Source organism: uncultured Porphyromonas sp. (assembly GCF_915070105.1).
GTDB lineage: Bacteria > Bacteroidota > Bacteroidia > Bacteroidales > Porphyromonadaceae > Porphyromonas.
In genome coordinates this window covers 1-21897 of sequence record NZ_CAJZFJ010000037.1, presented here as the reverse complement: position 1 = coordinate 21897, position 21897 = coordinate 1, and the positions used below count along the sequence as shown (strand labels likewise).

7 protein-coding genes are annotated in these 21897 nt (G+C 55.9%); 1 reads left to right on the top strand and 6 read right to left on the bottom strand.

The window, feature by feature from the left end:
• Nucleotides 1-539: 539 nt before the first annotated feature.
• The 5 genes from priA to QZ554_RS05070 all read right to left on the bottom strand — a co-directional run bounded on the left by priA (nucleotide 540) and on the right by QZ554_RS05070 (nucleotide 11409).
• Complete coding sequence (gene priA / locus QZ554_RS05090; RefSeq protein ID WP_297194788.1) at nucleotides 540-3032, bottom strand: primosomal protein N'; 2493 nt, start codon at nucleotides 3030-3032, stop codon at nucleotides 540-542.
• Nucleotides 3033-3490: 458 nt separating this feature from the next.
• A complete protein-coding gene (gene dacB / locus QZ554_RS05085; protein ID WP_297194787.1) occupies nucleotides 3491-4984 on the bottom strand; it encodes a D-alanyl-D-alanine carboxypeptidase/D-alanyl-D-alanine-endopeptidase in 1494 nt (497 codons plus the stop codon).
• Between the two features lie 359 nt (nucleotides 4985-5343).
• Entirely contained in the window at nucleotides 5344-5919 is a 576-nt protein-coding gene (locus tag QZ554_RS05080; protein WP_297194786.1) for a 50S ribosomal protein L25/general stress protein Ctc, read from the bottom strand.
• A gap of 573 nt (nucleotides 5920-6492) precedes the next feature.
• Complete coding sequence (locus QZ554_RS05075; protein ID WP_297194785.1) at nucleotides 6493-9009, bottom strand: glycoside hydrolase N-terminal domain-containing protein; 2517 nt, start codon at nucleotides 9007-9009, stop codon at nucleotides 6493-6495.
• A 48-nt stretch (nucleotides 9010-9057) separates the two neighbouring features.
• Nucleotides 9058-11409, bottom strand: coding sequence for a transglycosylase domain-containing protein (locus QZ554_RS05070; protein WP_297194784.1), 2352 nt, complete (start codon nucleotides 11407-11409; stop codon nucleotides 9058-9060).
• 1250 nt (nucleotides 11410-12659) lie between these two features.
• On the opposite strand from QZ554_RS05070, the gene rpsA reads away from it, so the two are divergent.
• Nucleotides 12660-14453, top strand: a complete 1794-nt coding sequence (gene rpsA / locus QZ554_RS05065; protein ID WP_297194783.1) for a 30S ribosomal protein S1 — start codon at nucleotides 12660-12662, stop codon at nucleotides 14451-14453.
• A 449-nt stretch (nucleotides 14454-14902) separates the two neighbouring features.
• On the opposite strand, the gene QZ554_RS05060 is transcribed toward rpsA, so the two are convergent.
• Nucleotides 14903-21445, bottom strand: a complete 6543-nt coding sequence (locus QZ554_RS05060) for a DUF4465 domain-containing protein (RefSeq protein WP_297194782.1) — start codon at nucleotides 21443-21445, stop codon at nucleotides 14903-14905.
• Nucleotides 21446-21897: the final 452 nt, after the last annotated feature.

Here is a 21897-nt window from a genome sequence, read left to right as displayed (position 1 = left end):
ACAATAGTGTACTCACGTGTATACATCTGTGTACACGCGTGTACACTACCTCGCTCTAAATATATCCTCGGTAGTGCTCTCGTGTATGTGTCCCTCGGGGGCTAACGCCTAGGTACTCTAGGAATACAGCTAAGGCTCCCGGATATGAACGAATATCCCCAAAGAGCCAAAGACTGGAGTGTACGAAAGAGATCAAGCCTCGCCCCTAGCTAGCGTGGGGAGAGGGACTGAATGTGGATCCCCTTAGCTCCGTGCCCCTCCTGCAACATGCTCTGTATCAGTCCTCCCGAGAGGACAAAGACGAACATACCGAGACCCCTCCTGCGCTCTAGGTAAGAACGCCCTCGTCACCTTACATAGGTGATGAGGGCGTTCATTATAGGAGCGTAAATGCGCTCTCGGTATATTCGTTTTCGGGATGGTGTAATGCGCTCGATGGCCGAGGCCTAATGGCGGAGCTAAGACCCTGTAGATGTGTGGGATGGAGAGGTGCGAAGAGCCTTTGTCTCGACACTTCCTCCCGCTTCTAGAATCTCCAGCTAGAGGGGGTCTACGTCGATCGTGATACTGATCCGACGGCTCTCCGGCAGGGTCGTGTGGAGCTGTGCCTGTGCCGAGGCGAAGGCTACCCGCTCATCTTGGTAGGAGGTGGTGAAGGGGCGACGAACGAGGATACGCTGGATGTAGAGCCCATCCACACGACCTACGTGTGGGGTAAGGGCTTCGCTTACCTCCTCTTGGGGTAATAGAGCCCTTAGGTAGAGGGATAGGTGAAGGCCTACCTGAGCTACGAGGCGGGCATCCTTGCCCTTGAGGTAGATATAGGTCATGCGCCATAGGGGAGGGTAGTGTAGGGCTTCACGTTCCTCGAGCGTCTGATGGATGAAGCTCTCGTAGTTCCCCCGGGCTAGGATCTGTAGGAAGAGGTTCTCGGGGTCATTCGTCTGGACGAGGCACTCTGGCTGTGAGCCACCCTGCTCGGCACCTCGTAGGCGGAGCTGGTAGAGCAGCTGGTAGGCTCGCTCATAGGAGCGGAAGTCCGGGTAGCCGAGTAGTGCATCTAGCTGTACGACACCGATGAGACCGACTTCGCCCCATACGGACTGCCCCTTGATCAGCTGTGTCCCGATGAGGATCTCCGTACCCTCTGCCTCCAGTCGTGCCTGGAGCTCCACCTGCTTCCTACGGGAGGAGAGGGAATCGCTATCGATACGCACCACAGCATGATCGGGGAAGAGACGTTGTACCTCCTCCTCCACACGCTCTATCCCGTAGCCGACCTCACGTAGGGCGGGCTTCACCCCACTCTTGGTCTCCACCTCTGTCGCTCCGCAGTGGGGGCAGGCAGGCGGAGGAGGCTCGCTGTGCCCGCAGTAGTGACAGATGAGTAGCGAGCGGGACTGATGATAGGTCAGGCTGACGTCGCAGTGTGGGCATAGGAGGCGTGAGCCACAGGCACCACAGAGTAGGTAGGGAGCGTAGCCCCGTCTATTCTGTAGGAGGAGGGCGGTCTTCCCCTGGCTGATGACGGCCTTGATCCGATCATAGAGATACGGGGAGAGGGCATAGCCGTAGGGCATAGCCTTGCTTTGGCGAAGACCCTTGAGGTCGATCGTCTGTATCGGGACGAGGGCAGGCGGGGCTGTCGGTGTCGCTCCCTCTTCGTTCAGTAGGGCATACTTACCACGTAGAGCGTGGAAGACGACTTCGGCAGATGGCGTACACGAGGCCAGCAGCACACGAGCCCCCCGCTGATGTGCCCGCCATAGGGCTACGTCACGAGCGTGGAAGAGTGGAGCGGTGGTCTGCTGCTTGTAGAGGTACTCCTGCTCCTCATCGATGACGATGAGACTGAGCCTAGGTAGGGGCAGGAAGACCGCTGTGCGTGTCCCGACCACTAGGGCGGGTGTCTCTAGGGTGGTGAGCCTACGATAGGTCTCCACACGGAGGGGCTCACCGAGCAGACTATGGTAGGGGTAATAGCCCTCAGGCAGGAGACGTGAGAGACGGCTTAGGAAGGAGAAGCTCGAGGGGGTCAGGGTGACTGTCGGGGTGAGAAAGAGGACTTGCCCCCCCTCCTCTAGGGTCTGATGTACCTGACGCAGTAGATAGTCCTCCTTGGCATGGGTGCTCTGTCCCCAGTAGAGGCTGACGGGATGCTCGAGCTTCGATACTGGAGGGAGCGGGGGGAGCTCTACGGGATTACCTAGCTCTATTCGGCTCTTGGGCTGCTCCAGCTGCTCTAGGATGCCCTTGTCTATGAGGGCTCTGAGAGGTGCACTGCCCTGAGGGTGATGCTCCAGCAGGAGACTACGGGGAAGGGTCTCGGAGAGGGACAGGTTACGCTCCTCGAGTAGGCGGGCGAACGTCCCAAGGAGCTCTGCCTGTCTCGGTGCTCTACTGAGCGTGGCATAGGTCTGGCTGAGTGCCTCATCGTCCTGCTGGAGGTGTGGGGCTAAGCGTAGGACACGTATGAGTCTAGGTCGGTAGGTCTGCTGGAGCAGCTCCTCCGTGAGCAGTGCTCCTAGTGCGACGAGGTGGGCGATAGGACGGACGAGCCTTCGCCCAAGGATCTTCTCCAGCCTATCTACGGCGAGGCCTTCGCCCCCTAGCTCTCTGAGGGTGTCGAGGATCTGGAACTCAAGGGGGCTAAGAGGCTCTGTCGTCGCAAAGTCGGGAGCGAGGCGAAGAATCGTCTGGCTCTCGGGAAGTAAGCCCGCAGGTAGTGCCATACGGAGCACCGAGCCTAGGGGGCAACAGTAGTAGTAGCTCACCCAGTCCCACAGACGCAGTTGCTCCTCACTGATGAGGGGGCTAGCGTCGAGGACTTGGTCGATGGGCTTGCACCTCCTGCCCTCATCCTCCTCCCTTAGCCTACGGATAACTCCTGTATAATATCGCTTGGCGCCGAAGGGGACAGCCACCCGACATCCTGCGCCTACCTCGGGATGAGCAGCACGCAGATCTGGGGGGAGCTCGTAGGAGAAAGAGCCTTCGACGGCAAGGGGTATGATGACTTCGGCGATGAGCATATTGTGATGGGGTGGGTAGCTTACCCTTAGAGTGGATAGCGTCGCCCTTCCACAGGAGAATATGTGGATACCTCAGTGGAGAGGTCGTGGATACTTGGGGGAGGGCGATGTGGACACCTCTGCAAAGGTAGTGAAGATACCTCAATGCAGGTAGTGAGGGAAACTCCTTCGAGACCGCAGTCGCTTCTGATGTGAGCTAGATGGGAAAAAACTTAGTTTGGCTATCGGAATAGCTTGGTTTGAACTAAAGATAAAGCCTTGCTTGGACTAAGGGGGGAGATGTAGAGGTGGAGGAAGAGCCTTAGTGGGGGCTTGGAGAGTGGTTGAGGGTGTTTAGGCTTGGTTTCGCTGTTGGGCTGGGTGATAAGGGTAGAAATAGGCTTCCCCTTCATCCTCCCAGTGACTACAGTGTCAGCTGGGGAGGATGAAGGGGAAGAACGAAAGAGGGGGAGGTGGGGCTACTTGCTACGCTTGGAGCGTTTGGCCTTGCGGGAGGAAGACTTGGCATGTCTGTTCGCCTTCTTCTTGTGCTTGGTGGGAGGTGGCGGAGTCACAAAGAGTTCGCTGACGAAGCGTCCAAAGCTTTGCTTAGCCTCTGCACTATTGCGTAGATTATTGGCCATGAAGACGAGGCTATACCACTTCTCTCCCCATTGGATATAGCCAGCATAGCCACGCACTCCACGTATAGATCCACTCTTCATATAGGCTCTGATGTCAGGGTGGATCTGTATCTTACGCACCGTGCCCGATACGCCTACCTCGGGAAGCGAAGCGAGGAAGGGTGCGCGCAGGATCTCATCCTCCCAGAGAGCATGTAGCATCATACTCAGCGCTTGGGCTGTGATACGGCCGTGAGGACTTAGCCCCGATCCATCATAGGGGGTGAACTGCGAAGCGGTCAGCTGGAGACGCTGTCGCCAATAGTTGCGCACCGAGATGGGGAGCGAAGCCCTGCGCTGGGTGCTGTCGTTGAGGTGGTAGGCGAAGGCCTCGGCAAAGATATTCGAGCTCCTATAGTTGGTTATACGGATGAGGGTATCGGCCTTGAGCGAAGAGTACACCCCGAGCCTGCTGATCCCTACCTGTGCGTTTACCTGCAGGGGGCTTGGGGCGGAGACGACCTCTATGCCCCATTGCTTGAGCCCTTCGCGAAGCCAAGAGGTAAGGAAGCGTGGGGGATCTACGAGGGGCATGCGTCGGTGGTGAGCGTGCATACCCGAGCGTGCTATCCCCGAGAGCAGGAGGCTATCTCCCCCTGCACTGATGCCGAGGTCTAGGCGCATGCCCCTGCCTGTACCCACCTCTACGGCAGTGGGGAGGCTGAGCGAAGCGATGGAGGTCTCTGCTCGGAGACTATCCCGAGTGCTGCGTAGATAGACATCGGCATAGTTATCGGCAATATTGAAGCCCGAGGCGGGCGCACCGTAGTATTCATTGAGGTCTTCGTCGGGCCAATATTCCCCATAGGTCGGGGTGGGGAAGCCTCGCCCATCTAGGACGACTCCCCCCGTAATCCGACGGATCCCCCAGCGATGTAGGAGCTCGGCGATCTCTCGGATGAACCGTAGGCGATCATCTATATAGTGCGAAGCCAGCGAAGGATCCCCCGAGGCACCGATGACCAGTTGCCCCTCCAGCGTGTCCCCAATGAGCACTCCACGGATGCCCACAGGGGTCTGGAAGCGGTAGTCCCGCCCCCTTAGGGCAAGGAACGCTCCCGTCGTCGGGATCTTCATGAGCGAAGCGGGGCAGAAGGGGTCTTCTGTCCTATAGCTGATAATAGGTGTCTGGGTGGAGAGGTCAGTGAGGAGGACTGTGACACGGGCACGCTGCTTCTGCTCCAGCTTCTTGAGGTGATCGAAAGCTTCAGGGAAGGGCTGAGCCTTGGCCTGTGTGCGGGGAAGCAAAGCGAGTAGGAGCGCAACTAGTAATATACGTGATGTGGGCATAGTGGTATAGTGGTTAGCTCGTCGTAGGGAATAAATCTACCCGACGAAGGCAGTGAGAGGAGTAATAAAGCTATTCGGCAGTCAGTGAGTAAAGGGCAAGAGAAGAAAGATAAGAAAGATAAGCAGAGGCGAACCCCTATATAGACCAGTCTCACATACCCACCGGGTAAGTGTGGGGCAGGCCATCAGGCAGAGTCGGGAGCAGTCTCCAGTGAAGGGAGAGGAGTGCCCCCAGTGGAGGTCGGGACTCACCTACATCGGGACGAGAGGTGTGCCCACAGGGCAAGGTAAAGGAGAGAGGCCGTCCCAAGCCTAAGCTAGAGACGGCCTCTTCGTTGGGATAGATCTAAGTAAGCGACTTACTTACCGCTCTTAGCCATAGCACCACGTGCAGCACGTGTGAGCTTGACAGCACATACTACAGCGTTCTTAGCGTTGATGACTTCGAGGCCTTCGAAGTGTAGAGCGCCGACCTGGATCGTCTTACCGAGACCGAGCTCAGTGACGTCGATGAAGAGCTGCTCGGGGATCTCGGCGTAAGGGGCACGTACCTTGAGCTTACGCATCTCGAGGCTGAGCTTACCCCCTGCCTTCACCCCTTCGGCATGACCCGTTAGGACAACAGGTACTTCCATGACGATGGGCTTGGTAGCCTCTACCTGTAGGAAGTCTAGGTGCAGGATCTGGTCAGTCACAGGGTGGAACTGTAGGTCCTTGAGGACAGCCTTGACCTGCTTGCCAGCGATGGTGAGGTCAATAGCAAAGATGTCTGGCGAATAGACGAGGTTACGTACCCCATCCTGGCTTACGGTGAAGTGTACTACTTCGTTACCTCCATAGAGGACGGCGGGGATGTTGTCCCCTTGGCGAAGGCCCTTAGAGGCCTTCTTGCCTAGCTCCGTGCGAAGCTGGCCTTCGAGTTGGAAAGTCTTCATTCCTTGTTTCTAATAGTTGTGTTACTCAAAATTAGTGTCATCTAATTTCCCATCACACGAGACCTCGCACCAGAGGTACAAGGGCATACTCGCCCGAGAGACAATCGTCAAACGCCGACAAAGATAACTAAAAACTTTTAGAGTGCTTTCCTACAGCTACATCTGAGATGTAAGTGGGGGCTCATCCTCCTTTGCCTCAAGCGAGATCAAGGGGATAAGTCTAGGCAATGTAAGGGCTTGGTAAGCAGGATCGGGGAAGGCTATATGCACAGTGCATGAGGCTCTTCCCCGAGGAGCATAAGAGGGTAGTGCACTAGGATCGGCATAGGTTGCCTACCAGAGGTACACAGACATCTGAAGGGAAAAGAAAGGGACGATAATCCGAAGCTGTAATACAAGGTGCAGTAGACACTATCCGTCATCTGCACAATAAAATCCGAAGCAAATAGATCGCTAGCCCGAGAGGGACTAAGCAAAGTAATAAACCTATCGGGGAGGAGGGAATTGAGCCCGTCTACTACCGCCGAAGTGGGGACACCATCTAGCCTCGTGTGCTAGAGGATGCGGGGTGAGCTATCTGCGGGATAGGATGAGACGGTCACCAGGGTGCATGAGGGGGAGGTGGATACGGCCATCCTCTGTCAGCGCCTTGACATCGAGGAGACGTCCATTGAGGCGAAGCTTGTAGTCCTTGAGCTCCTTAGGGAGGGTGAGGATATGCTTGTAGGTGGCATGTGCTACGAGGGTGAACTGCGTGAGCTTGCCAGGACGTGACTGATCCCAAGCGAGGGAGCAGGTGGCATTACCTACGACCTTTAGACCCGAGATCATCCCTTCCTTCCATGCCTTTGGTAGGGCGGGTAGCGGGGTGATACTTCCAGTTTCGCTCTGTAGAAGCATCTCCATAATGCCCGAAGATCCCCCGAAGTTACCATCGATCTGGAAGGGTGGGTGTGAGCTAAAGAGGTTGTTATTTGACCCACTGCCATAGGGCTTGCCCGTCTTGGGGTCAATGGCATCTACTGGGCGCAGGAGCATATTGAGTACCTCATAAGCCTTCTCGGCATCACCTAGGCGAGCACGGAAGTTGATCTTCCAAGCCATCGACCAGCTTGTACTGCTTGCGCCACGTGCATCTAGGCTCTTGCGTGCTGCAGTGATAAGCTCGGGTGTACGCTCCCTTGTGATCTCGTTGCCAGGGAAGAGTCCATAGAGGTGCGAGACATGTCGGTGGTGAGGCTCTACCTCCTTGTAGTTCTCAAGCCACTCCATGATACGTCCATCAGGGCCAATGGTCGTAGGCTTGATCTGGGGAAGGAGCAGGGCGAGTGAGTCTGCGAAGGCCTGCTCTCCGAGGATACGGGCAGAGGCGATCGTATTGGTGAAGAGCTCTCGGATAATCTGATTGTCCATCGTAGAGCCTGCACAGACGGCTACGGTAGAGCCGTCGGGAGCGATGAAGTGGTTCTCAGGCGACGTCGTCGGTACATTGACGAGGTAGCCGTTATTGGGATCCTTGACGAGGGTAGACTGGAAGAATTGGGCAGCACCCTTGATAATCGGATACACACGCTCTAGGTAAGCTCTGTCCTGAGTGTAGAGGTAGTGATTGTAGAGGTGCTGGCAGAGCCAAGCGGCACCCGTATTGGTAGCGCCCCAGCTGGGGTGCTCACCGGGGGCGGTGAAGCCCCATACATTCCCGAGGATGTGTGTGACCCAGCCCTTGCCCTTGTAGAAGGTTTGGGCGGTTTGGTGCCCCGAGGGGCCCAGCCCCTCGACCCATGAGGTGAGAGGCTGGACGGACTCGGAGAGGTTACCCTTCTCGCTTGGCCAGTGGTTCATCTGAAGGTTGATGTTCAGGTGATAGTCACTGTTCCAAGGAGCCTGGACGAGGTTCGTCCATAGGCCCTGAAGGTTGGGAGGGAGAGCACCTGGACGGGTGCTGGAGAGGAGCAGATAGCGACCGAACTGCATGTAGAGAGTAGCGAGGTTGGGGTCAGCAGCGGGGTTCTTGTGGTAGGCCGCTAGACGCTTGTCTATGGGCAGGCCTTCGAGGACGGTGTTGCTGTTACCAATGCGCATCTCTACACGTGTCATAGACTCTGCGAAGGCCTGTCGGTGATCACTCTCTAGGGCTGCGGGGCTGGTCCCTGCAGCTGCCATGATCTGGTCGATACCTTCCTCTACGAGAGAGAGCTGAGGATTGTAGTAGTTTGTGTTATGGGCAATGAGGATTTGAATGACAGGGGCATCTACGATGAGGAGCTCGTTGCCACGCGTGATGAGCTTACCACCATGTAGAAGGAGAGGTTTGGCGACAATTGCATAGCTCAGTCCCTGACCGCCACGGCCGTTGGGTAGTGAGCCAGAGAGGGTGATGAAGCCATCACGGACGGAGCTATATCCGTTCTCGGGGCGGCTCATGCTCAGGCGAAGGGTGTCCTGACGTGCAGCGGGAGTCTGGTTGTAGATGTTGATGACATTGACATCGCTGATGTAGGAGCTGTAGAGCGTCTTCATGCGGTAGGGTCTACCTGCCACCTCGATGACTTCCTTGCTCTCACCGTGGTTCAGGTCGAGGCTACGCTTGTAGCTAGAGCAGGGGATGTAGCTCCCCCAGTTTAGGTGCAGGAAGCCTCCTACCTCATAGCTCCCATAGGGAGTCTTGGCACCACTTCCATGACCGCTACCCTTACCTCCACAGACGAAGGTCTTGTAGATAAGGTTCTCGGCCTCCTTGTGCTTACCGGCGAAGAGCAGTTCGCGGATCTCGGAGAGGTACTTGGAGGCCTCGGGGTTAAGGGCTTCGGCATCCTTACTACCGCTCCACATAGAGCTTTCGTTGAGCGTGATCTTCTGGTGTGTGAGACCTCCATCGCTGAGCATGCCGAGGCGGCCATTCCCTAAGGGAAGCTCCTCCATCATGTTCTTCGCTGGGCGGTCGAAGTAGTAGGTTAGTTCGGGAACACGAACGAATCTGCTGGGAGATGACTCGTCCTCGGATAATCCCGAGCTTTGGGCGTGTGAGGGGCTCACCGAAGCTAGGAGCATGGCGAGACCGGCACAAGCAATAAACTGTGTCTTGATCATAAAGTTAGATGTATAAAATTAAACGATATTACCCCTATGCGCCCCTGATCAGAAGGCGCTAGGGGGTGTGTCTGTATTATTTCCTGGTTCGCCCTCGAAGATCTCCACGGCCTCCACGTCCCCTGCATCCGAGCAGGGAGAGAAACCCACGGGGGTCTTGAAGGTGGCGTCTTTCCTGTAGCCTAGTTTACTATCTGAGTATACTTTCTTGATGAACTTACCGAATACTGGTAGGGCTGCGGCTGCCCCCTGCCCGAAGGCCATCGTGTTGAAGCGTACGCTACGCTCTTCGCCTCCTACCCAGCATCCTGCTACGATGTCTGGGGTGAAGCCCATGAACCACGTATCGCTGTTACGCTGTGTCGTACCCGTCTTACCGCCGAGGGGCATCTGTAGCCCAAAGGTAGAGGAGCGCAGACGTCCCCCAGTACCGCCATTGACGACATTCTGAAGCATGTAGAGCATCTTATTGGCAGCGTCAGTAGTGAGCACCTCGGTCATCTGTGGGGTGAAGGTCGCTACGATGTTGCCGTGCATATCCTCGATCTGCGTGACGAAGATCGGGTCTATGCGTACCCCATCATTGACGAAGGTCGTGTATCCTGAGACCATCTCCCCGACAGTAGCCTCTGGCGTACCGAGGGACATAGCCATCGTCGCCTCGATTGGGCCTCTGAGACCATAGCTCTCTAGGAGTCGCTTGAAGGTAATCGGAGAGGTACGGCTCATCAGCTCGGCAGTCACCCAGTTATCGGAGTTCTGTAGCCCCCATTGGATGGAGACCATCTCACCGATACGACGGCTGTTGGAGTTGCGTGGTGTCCACGTCTGTCCATTGTCTAGCTGATAGGTCTGCTGTACGTGTAGGATCTCGTCACAGGGAGAGGCTCCGTCTACCATCGCTAGCGAATATAGGTAGGGCTTGATGATTGACCCTGTCTGACGTCTACCATCGGAGACCATATCGTACTGGAACTGCCCAAAGTTGATGTCCCCCACATACGCCAGCACATGCCCGTTATGAGGATCCATCGCCATGAAGCCCGATCGCAGGATACTCTTCATGTATCGAATCGAGTCGATCGGGGTCATGATCGTGTCACGCATACCGCGCCACGACCATACCTGCATCTTCGTCTTCTTGTGGAACTGTGCCTTGATCTCTGCCTCGGATAGCCCGTCCTCCTTGCTCAGACGCCAGCGCTCACTCTGACGCATCGCACGGCTAAGGATCGCTTCACGCTGCTCCTTGGATATGGAGGTGCTGAAGGGATCTCCGCCACGGCTCTTGCGTTCGCGGTCGAAGGCAGGCTGTAGATACCCCCCGACATACTCCTCGATAGCCTCCTCGGCATAGCGCTGCATATCAGGTACGATCGTCGTGTAGATCTTCAGCCCATCAGTGTAGATGTTGTAGGGGGAGCCATCAGGCTTATGGTTCTTGTTGCACCAGCCGTAGAGGGGGTTGGTCTCCCACTGGATGCTGTCATCTCGATAGCGATCGTACTGCCAGGAGGCATAGTCGCTACGATCGGGCTTGCCTGCCATCATGATCTTGCGAAGGTGCTCACGGAAGTAGGGAGCTGTGCCCTGCTTGTGATCCATCTTGTGGAAGGAGGTGCGGATCGGGAGCTTGGAGAGCGAGTCCACCTCACGCTCTGAGAGGTAGCCTGCCTTCTCCATCTGCTGGAAGACCGTGTTGCGTCGCTCCAGTGGCTGGGGGCTATTCCTGCGGAGTATGGGGTTGTAGACCGAAGGGTTCTTACACATCCCCACGAGCACGGCAGCCTCCTCGACATTGAGCTCGGCGGGAGTCTTACCGAAGTAGGTATAGGCAGCCGACTTGATCCCTACGGCATTGTAGAGGAAGTCGAATTGGTTGAGATACATCGAGATGATCTCCTCCTTCGTGTAGTATCGCTCTAGCTTGGCTGCGATGACCCACTCCACGGGCTTCTTCATCATACGAGTGAAGAAGTTGGAGCTAGGGGGCGAATAGAGCATCTTGGCGAGCTGCTGGGTAATGGTACTACCTCCACCACCGCTCTTCTGCTGGAGGATACCTGTCTTCACGACAGCACGTGCCAGCCCACGGAAGTCAATCCCTGAGTGGCTCTCGAAGCGTATATCTTCGGTGGCGACTAGGGCCTTGATGAGGTTAGGGGAGATGTCCTTATATTCGACGAATACACGATTAGTACCGCTGTGGGCAAAGGAGCCTATGATCTCACCGTTGGCGGCGATGAGCTGTGAGGCATACTTGTCGATAGGGTTCTGTAGCTGCTCAATCGGAGGGAGGTAACCGATCCACCCACGTGTGATAGCAAAGAGCCCACCGAGTATAGCGAGCCATACGAGTGCAAATCCGACCCAAAGGCACACCTTAATCTTCTTCTTCATTCTTCCTTATGACCATATATTCTCCTCTTTGGTGTTAGAGGAGCGTACCTCAATCCCTCCCTCTGACTTTGTGTCTAAGGCAGGATGAGATACATATTATATATACTGCAAAGGTATGAACTTTTAGCAACTCGCAACACATACACAACTGATCCTCCCACGGCTACCTTTGGATACCAGGTGTTGAGTCTCGTAAGTGTGGGGTATATGGTTTGTATATAAGGTTATAGTTGTTAGGTGTCGCCATCCTCTGTGCTGAGGGTGCTCTGTCCTCACCTAGAGGGAGGTGAAGTGCTTGAGGAGCTCTTTAGGCTGCAGCTGATGCCCTCTCGTGTGCTAGTCTGATTCCTTAGTAAGTGTGAGCATTGCGACGATAGCTGCATTAGCAAACAAAGCTATTGCCCAAACCCAAGACCAGAAGGGAGGAAATAATTTGTCCCAGAAACTCCAAAAGTCTCCCCCAGATGCTATTGTATGATAGGCGCAGTAGGGGGCGTATAGGATGAAGGCGATGGCAATGGCTCTAGTCAGCCACTTGAAGGCTCGGAAGATCTTGATGAGATGATACCTGATTTGCCTTAGTTGTGTAGCCATAATTTGAGTCTGATTGAGGGAGTGAGGATGATAGTTGTGCTGTATGTATGTGCGGATTGACAGATTTGTGTCGCTGTCTAATTACTTGCTCCTGCAAATGTATCAATAATATCGCTGTGTAGTACAGCTATTCCTCATATAGTCCTTGTGGCCTCCTTTACTCCTACCCATCCTGAGCTATGTGTCTCTCCCCAGCAAAGCCTTGGGAGGCGCATGTTGCCCCCCTTCTCGATAGGCGAAGAGTTACCTTTAGCCTAGAGGGCAAGGAGTGCGGTCGCTATCTCTCCATAGAGGCAGGAAGAGGGGGTGGAGCGATGTCCTCGTACCCCTAGAGGAGCGCACGGTAGACCGCCGAATAGTATACACGTGTGTACACACTTGTGTACCTACTGTGTATACTCTTGTGTACACGTGTGTATACAGGAGTGTACAAACGTGTACACACCTAGCGCCCCTGCCGAGAGCCCACCCAGGGGTGATACCGTGTAGTGAGGTGAGCTCTCGGCATATATAGGTATGCTGTAGCGTTTTTTCGTATCTTTGTCCCCGACTTTTGTAGGAGAGCATCGCTTGATGTCCGCTTATTTAGGTCAGCAAGTCATGCGTACCTCTCCTATCGAGAGACGCTCGTGTGTAATTCATAGTAAGTTTAACAAATGGAAAATTTAAAAGAGATCAAGCCCATCGCAGACTTCAACTGGGATGAGTTTGAGCAGGGAGAAGCCGCCGCTTCTGCTTCTCGCAAGGAGCAGGAAGCCGCCTACGACAACACGCTGAACAACGTCAAGGATCAGGAGGTCGTCATAGGTACTGTCACCGAGATCAACAAGCGTGATGTCCTCGTAGACATTGGCTTCAAGAGCTCTGGTCGTATCTCCGCTTCGGAGTTCCGCTACAACCCTGAGCTAAAGGTCGGGGACAAGGTAGAGGTCTTCATCGAGTCACAGGAAGATAAGAAGGGTCAGCTCGTCCTATCTCACCGTCAGGCTCGCGTAGCACGCTCATGGGATCGTATCAACGAAGCCCTAGAAAAGGACGAAGTGGTACGAGGCTACGTCAAGTGCCGTACGAAGGGTGGTATGATCGTCGATATCTTCGGTATCGAAGCCTTCCTCCCTGGATCTCAGATCGACGTCCGTCCTATCCGCGACTACGATGCGTATGTGGATAAGACTATGGAGTTCAAGATCGTCAAGATCAACCAGGACTTCAAGAACGTCGTCGTATCACATAAGGTACTCATCGAAGCTGAGCTCGAAGCCCAGAAGGCTGAGATCATCGGCAAGCTCGAGAAGGGTCAGGTACTCGAAGGGGTGGTTAAGAACATCACTTCCTACGGAGCCTTCATCGACCTCGGTGGTATCGATGGTCTTGTACACATCACCGACCTCTCTTGGGGCCGTGTATCACACCCCAGCGAGGTGGTATCACTCGATCAGACGCTCAACGTCGTTATCCTTGAGTTCGACGAAGCTAAGAAGCGTATCGCTCTTGGCCTCAAGCAGCTCCAGCCACACCCATGGGATAGCCTAGACGCTAACCTCAAGGTAGGTGACAAGGTCAAGGGTAAGGTCGTCGTCCTCGCTGACTACGGTGCATTCATCGAAGTCGCTCCTGGCGTCGAAGGGCTTGTCCATATCTCCGAGATGAGCTGGACACAGCACGTACGTTCTGCTCAGGATATCCTGAAGGTAGGAGACGAGGTAGAGGCTGTCATCCTCTCGCTAGACCGCGAAGAGCGTAAGATGAGCCTTGGTCTCAAGCAGCTCAAGGAAGATCCATGGGAAAACATCGACAAGCGTTTCCCTATCGGTTCTCGCCACACTGCCAAGGTGCGTAACTTCACGAACTTCGGTGTCTTCGTAGAAATCGAGGAGGGTATCGATGGGCTAGTCCACATCTCTGACCTCTCCTGGACGAAGAAGATCAAGCACCCCAACGAGTTCACCGAAGTCGGTGCTCCCCTTGAAATCGTTGTCCTCGAGATCGACAAGGAGAACCGTCGCCTCAGCCTAGGCCACAAGCAGGTAGAGGAGAACCCCTGGAACAACCTAGAGGCTGACTACCGCGTAGGTACCATCCACGAAGGTACAATCAGTGAGTTCATCGACAAGGGTGCTATCGTATCCCTCCCCGAGGGTATCGAAGCCTTCGCTACGCCTAAGCACCTCATGAAGGCTGATGGCTCGCAGGCTACCAAGGGTGAGACCCTCCCCTTCAAGGTGATTGAGTTTAACAAGGACGCTCGCCGCATCATCGTCTCACACAGCCGTACCTTCGAAGACGAAGCAAAGGCTGAGGCTCGTGCTAGCGAACGTGCAGAGCGTGGTGAGCGTCAGGCTCGCCAGCAGGATGCAGCTGCCGCTGTAGCTGCTACCAACGCTGCTACGGAGAAGGCTACCCTCGGTGACCTCGATGCCCTCGCAGCACTGAAGGAAAAGCTCTCCTAAGCGTCTAAACGCTACACCCACATAACGAATGGGGATCGCCCCACGGAGCCTAGGCTCTGTGGGGCGATCTGCATTATAGGCTATAGGCTGGCTCTATGGGGCTAGTAGATGGGATAGGTGTAATAGGAGTAATAGGTGCAATGGGTCTAATAGGTGCAATAAGTCCAATAGGAAAGCTGAGAAGGACTAGCTGTGCTGTCAGGATAGTGAGCTAGCTGTGGTGAGGGCAGTGAGCTAGCTATGCCTAGGGCTCTGAGCTACTGGTAGGGCAGGGCTGGGAGATGTCGGTATGACAGAGCTGGGATGCAGTTAGCTAGCAGGAGCGATAGGGCTAGCTGAGTCGCTAGGGTGGGAGGACAGAAAAGGGCAACCCCTCGAGAGGTGCACCGACTGGGTCGGTGGTCTCTCGAGGGGTTGCCCTTTTCTAGGGAAGGGAAGGCGTGCTGAGTTTACTTCTTGATGAAGCGCTGGCTAGAGCCTCCCGCACGTACGACGTAGATGCCTGGTGTGTAGGCGCTGACGTTGATACGATCCCCACGGAGGTAGTTGGCATTGCGATAGAGACATTCGCCAGCGATGGAGAAGATCTCTACTCGACCTGCTGTGGTGAGCGTGATGTAGTCCACAGCTGGGCTGGGGAGTACACGTAGGTCGGTGATGTTCGCAGTGTCATCGGTGACAGGAGGTTCGCCCACGGTCAGCGGGATGCGTAGGTAGACGGTGGCACCACGGCTTACGGCCTTGACGAGGAGGCTCGTCTCACCCTTAGCCTTGGTAGTCACCTCGAGCTTGCCTTCCTTCACTACTGCTGTAGCTAGAGAGGCATTGGGTGCCTCTAGGAGGGTATAGGTGACAGTCGCACCAGCCTTCTTAGGCAGGGTCGTTGAGGAGAAGATCTTAGCGAGCTCCAGAGCCTGGGTCGAACCTGGGCGGATGGTGACCTGTGTCGCCTGTTCCTCGATGATCTTACCCCCTACGTTATCAAGGATGAAGTAGAAGGGGATCGTCGAGCCAAACTGATTGGCACGTGTACCCATAGCGGTGAAGCGGATCGAGGATACCTCGCCTAGGGCGGAGAGGTCCAGCCACTGCCACGTGTCGATGACGTAGTGATCGGCAGGGTTCTCACTGCGGTAGTCGGCGAGGTAGAAGTCTACCTTCTTGCTCTCGTCGTCGTTGGAGATCGCTGTGATCTTGTAGTAGTCTCCCTTCTTGAAGGGCGTATTAGGCTCATCCCCCAAGCCCGTACCATGCTCGGAGACGTACTTGACCCAAGCGGTATTGGAGATGTACATGCCGGGGATCACAGCCTTGGCAGCATGGGTGACCTGAAGCTTGGTATCACCGAAGAGATAGGCGACACCATAGTTCTTGGAGTCAGCCATCCCGTGACCAACGACACCGTTGTACTGATCAGCCAGCTGGCTGTAGGTCGTAGCCGTGTGGTTGGAGTAGGCGTATCCGCCCCATGAAGCCCACTTCTTCATATAGGTGTTGGTGAAGCTGTAGCTACCACTATAGAAGGTCGTGGTCTGTACATCCTCAGTCTGGTTGGGGTCACCTGTCCAGTGGCTTTCGCTGGCGAGTGCGAGATCATCGAAGGTGGCTAGTACAGCGTCGCCTGTGACCTTGAGGAGCTTGCTTGCTGAGGCTGTGGTACCCCAAGCGTCCTTGACGACGACCTTGTACAGACGGGTATGATCCGCCTTCGTCGTGTAGGAGGCCTCGGTAGATACTTCCTTGCCTAGGGCGTCTGTCCAGACGTAGGTGTATGGAGCTACACCACCTGAGGCGGAGACGCTGAGCGTCTTCGTCTCTCCACTCTTGGCTGTCTCGGTGGTGGCGTCCAGCGTGAGGGCTGCGGGGGCACCACTGAAGTCATCGATATGTACTGTACCGAGGGTGACGAGGGTGAGGGAGTGTAGAGCGCCGAGTTCACGGAGGTTGACATAGACCCACTTCCCTTCGGTGGCGGGTATGTCCTTCGTCTTGGTCTCTGTGCCATCCTTGTCCTTAGCCTTGAGCTTGACCTCCTTGTCACTACGTAGCCAGAAGCCGTCTAGTGTTAGGTCATAGCGGCTGTTGGTGATGGTGATTACAGCAGGGGAGATGACCTTGGCAATGTGCTTACTGCCTGTGGTCGCACCCTTGTCCTCGCGGACGACCTCGAAGCCCTCGAAGCGTGCTGTACCATCGTTGAAGTCCGCCGCCCCTACGGCAATGCCTTCGAAGGTCGATACCTCCGTCTTGGGGTACCCCGTGGTGAAGGTGACGGGAGTGAAGGGGGCGGTATACTCGTCATTCAGGCCGAGCAGTAGGCCGTAGAGCTTGTATTCCGTCTCCGCAGTGAGGCCTGTCAAAGCCTTGGTCTGCTCGGTACCCTTACTGAAGATCAGCGAGGTCGTCGAGGCCTTCAGCTCATCTACCGTAGGAACAGCGTCGCTTGAGGGGAGTACCTTGTAGAGGAGCTTACCGAACTCCGTGGCCTTGACCACGAGGCGAGCTGTCGTGACCTCTACCTTGTCCACACGTGGGTAGCCTTCCTCTAGGGCAGGAGTGGTGTGGTCGGTGACCTCGTAGGCACCTGCCGTAGCAGGGTCAGGACGCTCAGCGGAGGTGATGTCCTTGGTGACCTCGGGGAGACGAGGGGCAAAGCGGAGACCACCTACCTTCTTGGGAAGAAGTGAGGAGGCTTCGTCAAAGAAGGCAGCTTCCTCTACGATCGAGGTAGCATCGCCCGTCTCGCTCTTCCACTTGTTGATATCGACAGCCTCACCGAGGTAGGCGTAGCTTGCCCCTGAGGTGAAGTTGGCATTGTGGGAGAGGGTGAGCCCCGTCTTCATCGTCGCTCTATTGAGGTAGTAGACGTAGCCCCCGGTGTGGTTTTGTAGGAGGTTGTTCTTGATCGTGACGTCGTGCTCGAGCGTGTTGTTTTTGCCGACGTTCGCTAGAGCTGCCGTGTTCTTCTTCTCGGCAGGGCCGGTGATGGACACGGAGTTGTGTAGGATGTCGGCCTTGCCGATGTGGGCATCGGAGAAGTAGATGCCATAGACGGCACTGGGGTGGTTGTCAGCCGTGAGGCGGAGCTCGTTATTGTAGATGAGGTTTCTGCCTGGGGTGTTCTCCGCCACAGAGCCTCCACGCAGGTGGAGGGCATTGAGTTCGCGATACTTCCCGACAGCTACTAGGTCGTGAATCTCTATCTTATTGCCTCGGATGGTGGTGCTCCCCGTGAGGACAGCATCAATAGCCTTGTAAGGGTTAGCGACCTTACCCGTACCGATGATGTGGTTGTCCTCTAGGATGGTCTCATTCACCTTGGTGGAGTAAATCCCCACGGAGCCCTGCCCGACGAAGGTATTACCCTTGACGAGTGCTCCACGGAGCTTGGGTAGGACGGTGTAGCTTGCCCCGTCGATATAGGCTCCTTGGTAGCCCCCTTCGATGGTAGAGCCCTCTAGGGTGAAGTAGTCGCTGTTCCTATTGGCTACGTTCTCTGCGGCAGTCCGTACGCCCGCTAGGGTACCTGTAGCATAGTCGGTAGCCTCGGGTGCCCAGACGTAGCAGTTGCGGATGGTGACGTGCTCGCTCTTGTTGCGGATGAGTAGTGCAGCGGGAGCTTGCTTGCTCTCTCCGCCGGTGGCAGCCTTGATGCTGACGGCCTCTAGGGTGAGGTAGTCTGTACCGTCGATGGTGAAGTGGCCGGGGTTATCCCCAGACTTCCACTGGGCCTTCTTGTACTCCTTGATGTCGAAGACGACGTCCTCTCTATTGCCACTCTTAGAGCGGATCGTGAGGGTGTTCGTAGAGGAGAGGCCTGGGATCTCAGGGATGAGAACCATACCCGTGTAGGTACCCTTCTCGATGAGGAAGGTGACGGCACCGTCGGCGCCTATTCGGCTAAGTTCGTCGGTCGCCTCCTTGAGGGTCTTGTACTTAGCCTCGGAGGAAGCCCCGATGGTGTATGTCCCACTCATCCCCTGCTTGATGGTGTGCTTCCCCTCGGCGGAGGTGCTGGGAGCGACGGCACTACCATCCTTGACAGCGACGCTCTGTAGACTCATCTTGACTTCAGCGCCTACGGATGCTGTGCTGGCGATGTCTCCCGTGAGCCAGTAGTGGTAGACCCCGGGCTTGTCGTAGGTGATAGAGCCCGTGATCGCAGTGGCGGTAGCGTCTTCGCTGGAGCCGAAGAGCTCGTTGCTACTAAAGGCCTCTTCACGGCCTGTGGTGTAGATGCTACGCTTGCTCAGAGCCTTCTGGCTAGTCTCGTCAAGGGCTGTGAGGTTAAAGCCCGATACGGTCACAGACTGACGCTCACCCTCTACACTTACCTGGATGTGGACGAAGGGGACGTCCTTCTCTCCACGTAGGAGTGTCTTGGGCTGGGAGGCCTCGGTCTTGACGGCCTTGACAGCTAGGGGGCGAGGAGTGATGGACTCAATGGAAAGCTCCCAGTCGGACTCCCCATAGCCCTTGACGTACTGGATGGTCATCGAGCCATCTGCGGCGTAGGAGATGAAGGCTTCGGGAGCCTTGTCGTCCGAGGTGAGCTTGTGTATGAGGTTCTTCTCATCCGTGGAGGCTCCACTGTAGAGGTTGAGCTTCTGTGACTTTGTATTGGCTACACGGACTACGGTGCATCGGATGATCTCGCCTGCACGTGGTCTGAAGTGTACCGAGCCCGACTCCGTCGTCCTAGGAGCAGCATGGCCAGGGCCACCAGCATCGAAGAAGAGTAGGGGAGAGGTCACGTCTACAGTGACATCCTTGCCCCCCTCGAAGATATGCTGTAGGCTCGTGCGTCGTGTGCCATCGGGGTCAGGGGTGGTGATCGCCTGTGGGCTACCCGATAGGATGAGCTCGCCGAAGGAGGCATCGAGGTCTATGCCTGCGGGGGCATCGGCCTTGAGGTCAAAGGCGAGGTAATAGTAGTTAGCACCTACGGCCAGAGTCTTGTTGGCGGTAGGCACGAGGTTAACCTCTGCGGAGAGAGGTGTGGAGGCCTCAGCGACGAGATAGGAGGAGTTGAACTCCTTCTTGTCGTGAGAGGCATAGAGGGCTATGCGGGAGAGGTGCCCTTCGTTCCCCTTGAGATTGACCTTGAGCTGGTCGAGGGTTAGGGGGGAGAGGAAGCCCTCGGTCTGTAGCTCCAGCCCGAGGATAGCCTGCTTGGCTGCTCCGACGGGTACGACATCGGTAGAGGCCTGGAAGCCCGCTGCCTGTGTGATCGTCATCGCCTTAGGAGTGACGGAGCGTAGCTCTGCCGTCCAGCCCTTGTCGGTGTATGTACTGCTGATCTGGTTGGGGTTGAATACGATCGTCAGAGCTCCATCAGCCGAGGAGGAGCGAAGAATCTTAGGGCCTTCGTTGTGGTTCGTGATATCGGCCTTCCAGATGGGGGTACCACTAGCTGTGGGGCCATCGTACACCTCGAACTTAGCCTTGGGGCTGAATGAACTCTTGCCGTAGTAGACGCTGAAGCTCTTGAAGTCGATCTCAATGACCCGCCCCGAGGCATCGGGAACGAAGGTCGTGATCTGATCCTTGTTGCCCCCCTCGTACTTACCGCTGTATGGAGCCGTCTTGGAGGCAAAGGCCCATTCGCCAAAGACCTTGTACGTATGGTGTCCCTCGGCGCTGATGACCTCGTTCTTGATGGGACGATTGCCCGTGACCTCCGTCTTCGATGGTGTCTGGGTCTTGCCCGAGATGACGGCGGAGGTTAGGGCTGCATCTATTGTGCCCCCAGTGGTGGCACGCTCGGAGATGTCGTAGTAGAGGATGAGGCTGTTGTCCCCTTCGCTTAGGGTGAGGGGGGAGCTGAGTGTGATGGTGAAGGTCTTGCCTACGCTGGAGGTCTCGCCGAGCTTGACGGCAGGCTTCACTGTGCCCTCGCCTACTGTCCATAGCTCGGCTCGGGTGATAATGCCCTCCGTACTGCCCTCGGTGGTGAAGGTGAGGGAGGTAGCGGAGAGGGGCTTGAGGTTGTCCTTCGTCTGGAGGTTGAGCTGTAGGATCTCCTGCTTCACTGAGCCTGCGGTGACGCCCTTGCCTGAGCTAGCCTGGCTCTGTAGGATATCCACTAGGGTCATATCCTGTGGTGTGTATTCCTCTACCACCGCCTCGAAGCCATCCTTGGTTACCCCAGTGGTACTCTTGAGCGTGACGGTCAGTGCGCCGTCCTCAGAGCCCGAGCGTAGGACGATCGGGGTCTTGTCCTTGAGCAGGGTGCGCAGGAGCTTGTCCGCCTTCGCTTCCTTACCATTATATATATGTAGCTGGTCGTTGCGCTGGGGATTGGTGTTGAAGAGGTCAAGCTTGTTGAAGGTGATCTTCACGTGCTTGCCTGCGGTCTTGGGGACGAAGGTGATCTGTCCCTCGAACTGCTCTGTGATCTTGCCGTCCTTGCCGCCGTCGTCATAGAAGTTCAGAGGCTTGTCCCCGACGGTGATCGTCTGTGGAGTAGTACTGATCCGTACCTCGCCATCGGGTAGCTTGCTATCATCGGCACGGCGGGGCGTGCTGGAGACTTTAGCCACCCAGCCCTTGCCCGTGCCATTGCCGTTTTCGAAGACTAAAGTGACCTTCCCATCTAGGCTCTTGGACCGGATGACCTTCGTAGCCATGTCGTGCGGGTAGGATAGGAAGGGTTTAGGATTTCTGGGGCGGGTGTATGACTCCTCTCCCTCGCTATCCTCTTCCTTGATGAGCTTGGCTACCCCGTTGTAGCAGTAGAGGCCTGCTCCACCAGTGAGCTCCAGTTCCTCGAGGGTGATCTCGATGACCTCCCCGGGTCGGGGGGTGAAGGTGATCGCCGACACGACGTTTTTCGGGATACCCTTGTCCTTGCCTCCACTATCGTAGAAGGTCTCATCGGACGAGATCGCGACAGTCTTCTCCCCGCCATCATTCCCCGGCATGAGGATCTGCGCATGCAGTCCCAGTCCTAGGGTGAGGATGAGGTAGAAGCTTAGTAAAGTTCGTCTCATAGATTAAGAATTTATTATTAGGATTTGATTTCGAGAGGGGTATAGCGCCCTTGTCCAGGGTGATCGATCACCTAGGGGACGAATGGTCGTGACATAGTACGACTGGGCTGCATAAGGGATGGTGCTATGGAGGGGCATAAATTAGCTAAGTCTTTTGGCAATCCATCTGTCACGCAAATATACGGATAAAGGGTGAGATAGCCAGCCCGCTCTTACCTGCTTCCTCTGGGATGACGCATGGTCTCTTGGGGTATTCTCCGCCCTTTGGCTCTTGGGGGGATTATTTCATGCCTCAGGGAGCCCTTGTCTATACCTCTGCAATGCTTGTCGTTAGCCCGGGGGGCGAACGTACGGGAGAGCTCTGCTGCGTTCATACCTAGAGCGATGTAGTGTACACGCGTGTATACAGTTGTGTACACGTGGGTATACTGTTGTGTACACACGTGTATACT

Bases quoted from the DNA above. Each gene is read 5' to 3' on its own strand.
- priA (WP_297194788.1), bottom strand. From the start codon at position 3,032: ATGCTCATCGCCGAAGTCATCATACCCCTTGCCGTCGAAGGCTCTTTC.
- dacB (WP_297194787.1), bottom strand. From the start codon at position 4,984: ATGCCCACATCACGTATATTACTAGTTGCGCTCCTACTCGCTTTGCTT.
- QZ554_RS05080 (WP_297194786.1), bottom strand. From the start codon at position 5,919: ATGAAGACTTTCCAACTCGAAGGCCAGCTTCGCACGGAGCTAGGCAAG.
- QZ554_RS05075 (WP_297194785.1), bottom strand. From the start codon at position 9,009: ATGATCAAGACACAGTTTATTGCTTGTGCCGGTCTCGCCATGCTCCTA.
- QZ554_RS05070 (WP_297194784.1), bottom strand. From the start codon at position 11,409: ATGAAGAAGAAGATTAAGGTGTGCCTTTGGGTCGGATTTGCACTCGTA.
- rpsA (WP_297194783.1), top strand. From the start codon at position 12,660: ATGGAAAATTTAAAAGAGATCAAGCCCATCGCAGACTTCAACTGGGAT.
- QZ554_RS05060 (WP_297194782.1), bottom strand. From the start codon at position 21,445: ATGAGACGAACTTTACTAAGCTTCTACCTCATCCTCACCCTAGGACTG.